Origin of the sequence: Sphingopyxis sp., assembly GCF_016793825.1 — a bacterium.
In the GTDB taxonomy this organism is placed as follows: domain Bacteria; phylum Pseudomonadota; class Alphaproteobacteria; order Sphingomonadales; family Sphingomonadaceae; genus Sphingopyxis.
Genome location: NZ_JAEULM010000048.1, coordinates 105,190 through 115,537, shown reverse-complemented (window position 1 = coordinate 115,537; position 10,348 = coordinate 105,190). Strand labels below are relative to the sequence as shown.

The 10,348-nt window shown below is 63.5% G+C and carries 5 protein-coding genes; 1 reads left to right on the top strand and 4 read right to left on the bottom strand.

Translation table 11 applies throughout. The features are described from left to right. A partial coding sequence (locus JNM03_RS17085; protein WP_294038462.1) for a plasmid pRiA4b ORF-3 family protein occupies nucleotides 1–546 on the top strand: 546 nt, incomplete at its 5' end. A 134-nt stretch (nucleotides 547–680) separates the two neighbouring features. On the opposite strand, the gene JNM03_RS17080 is transcribed toward JNM03_RS17085, so the two are convergent. From JNM03_RS17080 to JNM03_RS17065, 4 genes are read right to left on the bottom strand one after another with little or no spacing between them, the layout of a single operon-like run. Further along, nucleotides 681–1,457 (bottom strand): HNH endonuclease, encoded by a 777-nt coding sequence (locus tag JNM03_RS17080; RefSeq protein ID WP_294038460.1) that lies wholly within the window; start codon nucleotides 1,455–1,457, stop codon nucleotides 681–683. A gap of 3 nt (nucleotides 1,458–1,460) precedes the next feature. Continuing rightward, nucleotides 1,461–3,395 (bottom strand): hypothetical protein, encoded by a 1,935-nt coding sequence (locus tag JNM03_RS17075; protein ID WP_294038458.1) that lies wholly within the window; start codon nucleotides 3,393–3,395, stop codon nucleotides 1,461–1,463. Then, on the bottom strand, nucleotides 3,373–7,827 hold the full coding sequence (locus tag JNM03_RS17070) for an N-6 DNA methylase (protein ID WP_294038456.1): 4,455 nt from the start codon (nucleotides 7,825–7,827) through the stop codon (nucleotides 3,373–3,375). The genes JNM03_RS17075 and JNM03_RS17070 overlap by 23 nt, the downstream gene beginning before the upstream one ends. Next, nucleotides 7,827–10,340 (bottom strand): DEAD/DEAH box helicase, encoded by a 2,514-nt coding sequence (locus tag JNM03_RS17065; protein ID WP_294038455.1) that lies wholly within the window; start codon nucleotides 10,338–10,340, stop codon nucleotides 7,827–7,829. Before JNM03_RS17065 ends, JNM03_RS17070 begins: the two co-directional genes overlap by 1 nt. Nucleotides 10,341–10,348 lie beyond the last annotated feature (8 nt).

Below are 10,348 nucleotides of genomic sequence, written 5' to 3'. Positions count from 1 at the left end.
GTCGAACTTCCCGTCACCAACAGCCTCAAGACCCTGCACCTCGCGATCCAGGCCTGCATGCTCTTCGAGAACTACCATCTGTTCCAGTTCGACATTGGCGATGCCGCCTATGGCATCCGCTTCGATGATGACGATGCTTTCATGGTCCGTACCCGTGACGCTGCCAATATGCGCATCAGCAAGCTCGCCGAGCGCGGCATCACCAGCTTCACCTACACCTATGATTTCGGGGACAACTGGCGACATCGTATCGAGATCGAAGAGATCTCATCCACCATTCCCGGCACCAATTACCCCCGCTTCGTCGATGGCGAACGGCGAGCCCCGCCCGAAGATGTCGGTGGCACACCAGGGTTCGAAGAGTTCCTTGAGGCCATGTCCAAGCCGCGTCATCCCGAACGCAAATCCATGATCGAATGGTATGGCCGACCCTTCGACCCCGCCGATATCAGCCCCGACGAGATCAGCGCACGCATGGCAAAGCTCGCCAAGCGAAGGGCGCAGGGAAAAGCCGCCTACGCCGACGCTAAATCCCGCGACAGCTAATCGATGGCGGTTTCCTGACCACGCTTACAGAATAGCCCCGGCGGCATGCGATGCTTCGAATTGTGGGTCTGGGTAATCAAAAATGGAAGGAGGAATCATCGAGACTGTCGGGCTGCGACGTCTCGCGGGGTAGTTCAGTCAAACGAATACCGACGCCGGTGCCAACACAGATAACGCCGGTGCTCAGCTGTTAGCGGAACATCCGTAAGATCAAGGTGTCGCAGCGCAATTAGAGCCTCCGCTCCTAAGTGCGGTTTGAAAAGAGCCTGACCAGATTCAGAAAAACTCACTAAACCGGCGTCAAACGCTGCATCCCAATGCGCTGCAAGCAGTAGCCCGTTGTGCACGTCGAGCCGCTCCGCGTCGCTCTCACATACGGCCCAAGGCACGATATGGCTCGCTCTCAAAAGCTCTGGCTCACTTATCCCGGTTAGCGGGCACCTCGAGTTCCAATAGCCCAGTAAAGCGCGGCGGAAATGATCCTGACCTATGCGAACTCGCGTCAGGCGTTCGGCCTCAGTGTCCCCCAAGCCCGCAACCGCAGCTTCAAACTCGTGGAGCGGTAGCGTGGGAAGCGTCGAGGAGAGTACATAAGTACGGTGCAGCGCGTCGCGAAGTGCGCTCTGATCTGAGAATGCAAATGCCGCTCGCATTCCCTGTGGGAAAGGCACCGTGGCTGGCGCGTTCAATTCTGCAGCAACGCCGGGATGTCCTACAGAAAGGAACCACACATTGCCGCCCTCTGCTACTGCCAGTCCGATTTCCCCGGGGACGCTTATATCTGAACGGAAATACAGCCAGCCATCAGCCTCACCGTTTTCACTTCGATAGCCATGGTTAAATGCAGCCTCCTTCAGTTCGGAACGGAGTCCGGCCGGAATGACGCGAATGCGTGATTGGGTCGAGACCACGCCTCAAAGATCCTGCCGGAAGAGGCGCGAGTCCGGTGGTGCGCTGCTCAACTTCAGCACTGTCCAAGGCCGCTCTTGCAGGTTCTCAGGTGGAGCTGTCGTGGTGGTGAGGATGTATTGAAACTGCGGCTTGTCAGCCTGACCCTCAAGCCACAGTGCCAGCTCGAAGATTCGATGGTAGATGCCAAGGCCCAAGTCTGCCTCGCGGGGGCTGTCATGCAACCAGAAGCCAGGCAATTCGGTCTTGCCCTCCAGCGTCAACAAAAGGGCAGCCAAGTCGAATGCGACCACTTTCAGCGAGTCTACGGCGGCGGTTGTCAAATCACCATGCAGAGAAACCATTGGCTGAATGCCATTTTCATTAAGCTGCACACTGCCTTGCGCGCCCTCGGGTACGAGGAAGCGTATCGTCATACCGAATAAGACCGACAGTCGATCCACAATTCCTTGAGCAGCCTGACGAATGGCTGCGGCCGAGTTTCGTTCGCCGGCCTCCGCAGCGGCTTCGCTTTGCGCATCTGCTTCGTGCTTGGAGATTTCAGCGAGGTATTGGGGATATCGCTTCGTCAACGTAACGTAGCCGGTCGCCGAAGCGAGCGCTTCCTTCGACGCTTTGGCGGCCTGTTCGAGTGACTTGAGCGCCGCTTTTGCCTGTTCAACCTTCTGATTTGCGAGCGCGCGATCCGGTTTCAACGCATTTTGTTCAGTGACCAGCGCCTGTTTCCGCTCAATTGCCTTCCCGTGCTCTTCGCGAAGCATTTCCAGAAACGCATTTTGCTGATCGATAAAATCTTGGGCTCCAGGTGGTACAGACTGACCACAAGTCGGACATAAAGGATCCGAGGCATCCTGAGCGCTCGATGCCGCCCGCGGCATCTTGTCATCGAACATTTGGATACTGGAAGAGATCTCTGGCAACGCAGCATCGATTTCGATGAGGCGGTCTTCGATTATCCGGAGCTCACTTTCCTTGTCCTCAACAAGTTTATTCGCCTCCTGCAACTTCTGGTCAATCTGCGGGTCGGCGCGCAGCATTTCGGCACTAGCTGCTGCGGTTGCCTTTCCAGCCCATAGGTCAAATGTGGCATTTTCTCCGGGGTCCCCTCCAAACATATCCTGCAGGTTTTGAGCAACGTCATCTCGGACCCATTCAACCCGCTGTTTACGCCGTGCAGCCTCCTCGGCATTGCGCTTGTGTCCCTGCGCCCGCCTCAATGCGTCAATTTCGCCCTGCTGGAGTGCTTTCAGCAGCAGCCGGATCACCCGGACGCGGTCTGGCTTGGACATATTTCGAGAGGGAGAGCGCGACTGGGTTTCTGGTGCGCGCCAATCGAGGATATCGAGCAGGCGGCATTCCTGATCGCGCGTCAGCCAAGCGAGCGCCAATTCCCAAGCGTCATCAAGGCTGCTTCCGATTGGCATATGTTGTGCCGCCGAGGGCATTATTGCGCGCGCGATCGCCTGCCGTAGCGGACTGACGGTCGAGTTGGGAATCTCTCCCTTCGCCAAGAGATCCAGTGATCCGCCTATTTGTGCATAATGCCTGCCGCTTCCGGCACCAGCGCCTATCGGACGAATGACATTCCACAATTCGCCATCAAGCATGATCTCAGCGCCGACATGCGCGTCAGGCAACGCATTGGCAATTCGCTGGCGCTGAGCGTCGGTGCCATAGCTGTCCTCACCTAGACAATAACGTATTAGGCGGCAGAAGCTGGTCTTGCCCCCGCCATGCCCCATGTGGCCAGCCTCCCCCTGAGCATCGGGGGACCAGACGATGTTCAGGCCGGGGCGCAGCGGAATGTCTTGGGTCGGCGCCTCATTCATCGCGCTCCAGATTACCAGCCGCCTGATCCACAGACGGGGTCCATTGCCGCCGGTCGGCTGAAAGCCGTCGAGCGACAGAGCGAACAGATCAGGCAACGGCGGCTTGGGCAACGAAGGTCTGCTCCATATGGCTCAACGTGGCAGTTGCCGCATTGAGATCGATCGAACGCAGCGCATGCCAAACGAAGTCAGCGCGGCCTTCCGCCCATGGCGGCAGCGGATTGTCATAGATTGCGGCTCCCCGATCGACGGTCGCGGATTCGACATCATAGCGCCATGCTCGCCGCGCCGCGAGTTGCGCCTGTGCGGGAACGAAAAGCACAAGCCGCGAAGCCGAGAAAGACGGCACACTTGCCGAAACGGGCAGCGCAGCGGCATCGCCGACAAGCCGCCGCCACTCCGCTGCTGCCACGGAAGTGAGATGGGGCATCAGCAGATGAGGCTGCGCTGCGTAAAGAAATGCGAACTTCACCTCGCGAAGCGGACGGGGCTGTCGCATCCGCTTCACGATAGCGGCAAGGAGCAAACGCACGTCCAACTCATCGTTGATTGCGCACTGCCAATGCCCATCTGCGAGCGAGGCCGTATCGGGCGCGGCTGCAGCCTGCGCGTCATAGGCGGCGAGGACGAGGCGCTGCGTGCGATACTCGCCATATTTGGCAATCTCGTTCTTCTGGAGGACCCGGAAGGTTTCGGATGGGTATTCAGCGCCCATCACGTCCTTGGGATCGAGCACATAGCGCAGCTCGTCGCGGGTCAGGCCATAAGCGAGCGCATACCAGGCATCGAGCTCGGCGCGCAGCTGCGCACGCCGATCCTCGTCCCACGCAAAGGGCGCGCCGTCATAGCCAAGATCGAGCGCGAAGGGGGCCATGGCATGGCTGGTATAGGTCAGCTCCAGCACGCGCGGCACGATGAAGGCGAGGTCGGCTTCAGTGTAGGCGGTGGGGGGGAGGACCGGTATCTGCTTGAGGATCTCCACCGTCAGATGAAGGTAGCTCAGCTTCTGACGAACAACATAGTCGCTAACAACCGATGAAAGGTTCGCTACCAGCACGATGGGGTGAGCAATAGAGGCGGCCACAAACATGATCCGAATCGTATGGCCCACCGCCCAGCGTGGTATTGTAGAAATGATCGTCGTTCGCTCTGTTGTTGCCGTCGTAACGTCTTTCCAGCCAATCAGGAATGGGTATGACCAAGATCGATTGCTTAGCCGATCTTCCAAAAGTTGCGATTTGATCCAGTAGTAGGGTGTCACCTCATACGCCGGATCAGCATGTTGAGACAACGTGACATCGGGCAGAACGCGCGATCCGCGACCATCGGCTCTACCCTCGTAACTTCCTGCTCGATGATCAAACAGATCGATCATCTTGGCTTCGTAGAGTGGGACAAAGCGATCCTGACGTGCCGGCAAGGATTTGATCCAATCGCTCCCCTCGCGCATCCAGCCCTCGGCAGCGAGCTGCTCGGCATCACGAAACAGCGCGCTGCTGTCCGCCATATCGAACATCTTGGTCATGTATTCGAACCGCCACGGATTGCCGCCTTCGCCGCTTCCGTCTTCAGTTAGCACAGGCATGCGGCCGTAGATCTCAGTGGTCAGGCGGGCATCCTCTTGCGAGCGAAATACGGGAGCGGTCCGACTGTTCGGATTGATCCGCGCGATCTCGCCCGGAGACAGGGTGAAGTGACGGCGGGCGTCCTCCAACTGCGCGGGATCGGTGAGGAAGAAGGCGAACTGCGCCTCGCGCACCCCACTCCCGCCCCCGCCCGAAATGGTGAGCAGGCTGAATTTAAAGCTGCGATGGACGCCGGGAAATAGCGGCCCGCTGTTCTCGAAGTCGGACAGACGGGCCAGCCGCCGATCGCTCACCAGATGCCCGAAGAACGGCGCGGTCGTGGCATCAGTGGCGATACCGGTCGGCACGATCACCCCCGCCCGCCCGCCCTCGCGCGTCAGGTTCAAGAAATGCTCCGCGAACAGCGCATAGGTATTGACGTCGCCAGTGCCAGTATAGGCATAGCGCCCGCCCTCATCGCCCGACACGCGGGCAAAGGCGCTGGTCGCCTCGGCCACGCGCTTGGCGATCTGGAACGCGTCGAACATCGCGCGGTCGGGCGTCCCCGGCTCGGCGCGGCCCAGTTCCGCGATCATCCGCGTGCGCGCCGCCGCATTGGGCGCATCGGCCACCGCCGTGCCGGCGAAGAACTCCTGCTCCTGCAGCTTGATCCGCTCCCATGGCGGGTTGCCCAGCACCACGTCGAAACCGCCGCGCTCGAACATTACATCGGGGAACGCCAGTGGCCAGTGCAGGACACGCGCCGCCGCTGCGGAATCGACGGCCGCCGCCTCCAGCGCGCCATAGACCTGCCCGCCGCCCAACTTGGTCCGCACCTCCGCCGTGGTCGGCACCATGTTGCGCCCGTGGTTGAGCGGCACCTCGGTCTTGGGCAACAGGAACGCCGCGACATACAGGTCGCACGCGACGCGCGTCGCATAGCGCGCCGGATCGCGCCGCCACGCCTCATAGGCTTCGCGCTTCTTCTCGACCTGCCCCACCGTATCCTCGGGCATCCGGCGGATGGTGGAGAGGTTGGCGGCCAGCTTGCGCGGCGGCATAGCGCCGGTACCGCCGGCCCAGTCGAACTGGCCCTGCCCCTTCTTCGCCGCCTTGTTCTGCTGCGCATAATATTTGGCGGCCGTCTTGTCGTCGCCGGTCAGCGGCTTGTAGGCCGCATCCGGCACGCCGTCCTCCAGCACGTCGAGGTCGAACACGCCGAGCAGCGCGTCGCCGCAGCGAATATTCGCGTCGAGAAAGCCCAGCGGCTGCCCCGGCGACACACTCTCGATCCACAGCGCCACCTTGGCCAGCTCGACCGCCATGGGGTTGCGATCGACGCCGTGGATGCAGCGGCTGACGACATCGCGCAGCGCGGCCTGCTCGTCCGGCGCATCGGGGTTGCGCAGCGCCGCAACCTTCCCCGCCATGCGCCGCGCCGCGCCGAGTAGAAAGTGCCCCGATCCACAGGCAGGATCGATGACCTTCAGGTTCAGAATGGCGTCCGCGCCGCCATTGGCCTCGGCATGCTCCAGCACCGGGTCGAGCGCGCTGTCGAGCAGCGTTTCGACCAGGCTGTCGGGCGTGTAATAGCTGCCACTGGTCTTGCGGTCATTGCCCTTGACCGACGCCAGCTCGAACTCGCCCGCCATGCTCAGCGACGGGCGCAGCTCCAGCAACCCTTCATAGACGCTGCCTAGCTCTTCGGTGCGCATGTCGCGCCAGTTGATCCGCGTCAGCCGGCTGTCGATCAGCACGAAGCCCAAATTCCACACCGCGCGAAGGAAGCGGCGATTGGGAATGCTGGCGGCATTCAGCACCGGCGTGCCGCCCCGCGCGAACAGCCCGCCCAGCGCTGGGAGGCCGAGCAGCGACTGCCCCTGTTCCAGCGCGGCGAGCGTGACCTTCATCCCCTCCCACGCATCATGGTGCGCGTCATACGCCGTGCGGCGGGCCGAGCGCGCGCGCCAGAATGCGAAGCTGTAGCTGTCGGCGTAGAGGTTGCGCGCGTCGCGCCCGGTGGTGCGCGGGTGGAGCAGGTCGCGCTCCTCCGCCACCGCCAGGAAGATCAGGCGATAGACGGTGCGCAACAGCTCCTCGAACAACCGCATCGTCGCGGCGGGATCGGTGGCGATCTGGTCGCGCAGTTGCGGGTTCGCCTCGATCAGACCCGCGCCCAGTTCGCGCAGCGCCTCCGCGACATTTCGGCCCAGCCGGTCGCGCGCGGCGGTGCCCTCTTTCAGCCCCGCCTCCCGCGCCTGTTCCAGCGGCGCGGCGGACGACAGCGTGCCGGCACTGCCAAAGCGGCTGGCATGGGTGAGCAGCCACCAGGCGGTGAAGTCTGCAAACATCTCATCGCGGAACATCGCGCCCAGATCGGCCTCGATCCACGCCCCGCGCGTCAGGCTGGCATTGTCGCGCATCAACCGCACCTTGTCGCCGGCGAACACCAGCCCCCACAGCGCATGGTCGGCATGGTTGAGCCAGTCCTGCAACAGCACGATCGGCGCCCGCCGCGCGCGGCCCTCATTGCCGTCGCCGAATTCGGGTAGCGCGCGGTTGAAGCCGTTGAAGCGCGTTCCCTCGAACGATGGCGGCGCGACAATGATCGGCACGCGCCCGTCACGGGCTTCCAGCGCGATGCGATACCGGCGCGTGCCGTCCTGCCGATCGACCGGCCCGGTTAGGTCGCCGAACCCGAATGCGCCTGCCAGCAGCTCGCGCACGAACGCCGCGGTCTGGCTCGTCGTCGGCACCTCGATCTTCGCATAATCGCGCCAGATACCCTGGCCGATGCGGAAGTAGCGCGAGATTTCGTCGGCCAGCGTCAAGCCCTTGGGCACGTCGTAACTTGCGGCGAGCTTCGCGTCGCGCGTCGCGCCGGCGATCGCCGCGACCTGTTCGGGCGCGATCAGCCCGCCTTCGATGGTGATCGCTTCTAGGCCGAGTTCGGCGGCGCGTTTGATGGCGCGCGCCATCAGTTCGCCTCCGGGACCAGGACATACAGGCCGATGACGTCCGCCGTGCCGACCGGCGCGACTTGTGTGGTGCTGCCCGCACCCGCCGTCGCCGCCTTCACGCGATCATGGTCTTCGCCGAGCGTTGTGGCGCGTGAAGTGGCATAGGCACGGGTCGCACCCTCATGCTCGCCCATGCGAGCGCGCGCCGCCTCGACCTGTCGTGCGATGATGGCGGGGTCGAGATTGCCCGACGCCTGCGCCTCCAGCAGCGCCAGCGCCGGCTCGCCGCTCGCCACTTCGCCCGCGCCGTCGAACGCGATCGCGGTGGCTTCCTCGGCCAGCAGCGTGCGCCGCCCGCTCGTCACCAATGTGAAGCGCAGCCGCAGCAACAGGATGTGCGTCAGCTTGCTCACCGCGCGCGTGCGCCATGCCCCGGCGCGGCCCAGCGCCACCGGGCCATCGACCCCGCGCGGATCGAGCGCGCCCTCTGCCATCGACTCGGCCAGCATCGCCACCAGCGGGTGGACGCGCCCGACATGCGCCACGTCGGGCGGAGGCATATCCTCGAAACTGATCAGGCGGCTGCCAGTCAGCCCGCGCGCCTCAAGCCGTTCGCGCAGCCGTTGCGGCAGGCGGTCGTAATTGACGCGCCAATGCGGCTCCTGCGCGCCGATCCCGCCCTGCGCGATGCGGCTCAACGCGCGGCGGGTGAAGCGCTCGACTTCCGCCGGTCCGCCATTCAGCGCGCGCATCCGCCGCCATTCGGGCAGCACCTCGTCCGGGTTCAGCGCGTTCTGGGCATAGATCGCGCGGCTCTTCTTCATATTCTCCTCGGCGTCGCGCCACACCGTCTCGACCGATGGTGCCGCCCCGCCGAAATCGAATGCGCCCTGCGCCCGCGGCGATTTCGATCGCAGCAGCATCGCCTGCATCAGCGCGCTCGTCACGCTGGCGCTATCCTCGGGCACCGGCACGGTGACGCCGGTCGCTTCGCGGATGCGTTTGGCCTTGCTTGTGATCACTTCGATCACCGCGCCGTCGATCATCGAATTCTCGCCGAACATCATCAGCGACCATACAGTCGGCGATTGCTGACCGAACCGATCGACGCGTCCCTCGCGCTGCTGGTGTCGGGTCGGGTTCCAGTTGAGGTCGTAATGGACGACCGCGTTGAACAGCATCTGCAGGTTGATGCCTTCGGACAGGCAATCGGTGGCGACCAGAATGCGGTGCTCGCTGCCGCTCATCGCATCGACGCGTGCGCGGCGTTCCTCCGGGGTCAGACGGCCGGTGACGACCTGCACATCATATTTTTTGAACGCGGCGCGCAACGCCTCGCCCACCGCCTCGGCGGTTGAGATGAAGCGGCAGAACACCACCGGGCGCGCGCCCATGGCGATCAGCTTCTTGAGCTCGCGGATCAGCGCGCGCAGCTTGGGGTCTTCGTCCGGCTTGTCGGTCAGCGCATCGGCCTGGGCGATCAGTTTTTCGAGCGCGTCGCGTTCCTCGCCGTCGAGCGCGGTGCCCGGCTCGACATCAGTGTCGCTGAACGTGCCTTCGTCCTCATCCATCAGGACCGGTTCGAGTGCGGCTTCTTCCGCCATCCCGCCCAGCCGGTTGCGCAGCGCGCTTGCGGCGGCCGCGGGCGACGACCCGACGCAGCGCATCAGGGCCAGCGTGCCCCAGAAGGCGAGCCGCCGCGCCCGCTCGCCATCCGCCCGCGTGGCGACGCCGACGCAATAGTCGAGTACGTCTTCCTGAAACGTGAGATGCTGGCCGACCAGCTGATAGGGCAGCTCGGCCGTTTCAGCCTTGGCGAAGGCGCGCTTTTCGTTCCACGCGTCCTGAATGTCGGGACGGCGGCGCTGCACGAAATGCCGGGCGAGGCGACGGCGCCACGTCTCGCTGTGTTCCGGCGTGGCGAGCAGGGGGTCGAGCAGGCCGAGCAGCCGCTGGAACGCCTCTTGGTCGCCACTGTGCGGGGTCGCGGTGAGCAGCAGCAGGTGGCGCTCGGCATCCTGCGCCAGCTCGCGCAGCACCGCGTAACGCTGCTGCGTGCCCCCTTCCCCGCCGCCGACGCACGCATGCGCCTCATCGACGATCACGAAGTTGGGACAGGCCCGAACAAACTCCGCGCGGCGCCCTTCTGCCTTGATATAGTCCAAACTGACGACCGTTGCCGGGTAGGCGTTAAAAACACTCTCCGAAACTGCCAGCCCCCGCTCCAGCGACCTTGCGCGAGCCGAAGTTACCGCGACGGCATCGATGTCGAACTTGGTCGCGAGCTCCTCAACCCATTGTTCGACCAGATGGGGCGGACACAAAACGGTGAAGCGATCAACTTCGCCGCGATCGATCATCTCGCGAAGAATCATTCCTGCTTCGATTGTTTTTCCGATGCCGACATCGTCGGCAATCAGCAGCCGCTTTACATCCTGGCGCAGCGCCATCAGAAGCGGCACGAGCTGATAGGCGCGCGGCTCCACGCCAAGATGCGCCGCGCTGCGGAAGGGTCCTGCCCCGCGGCGCAATGACAGCC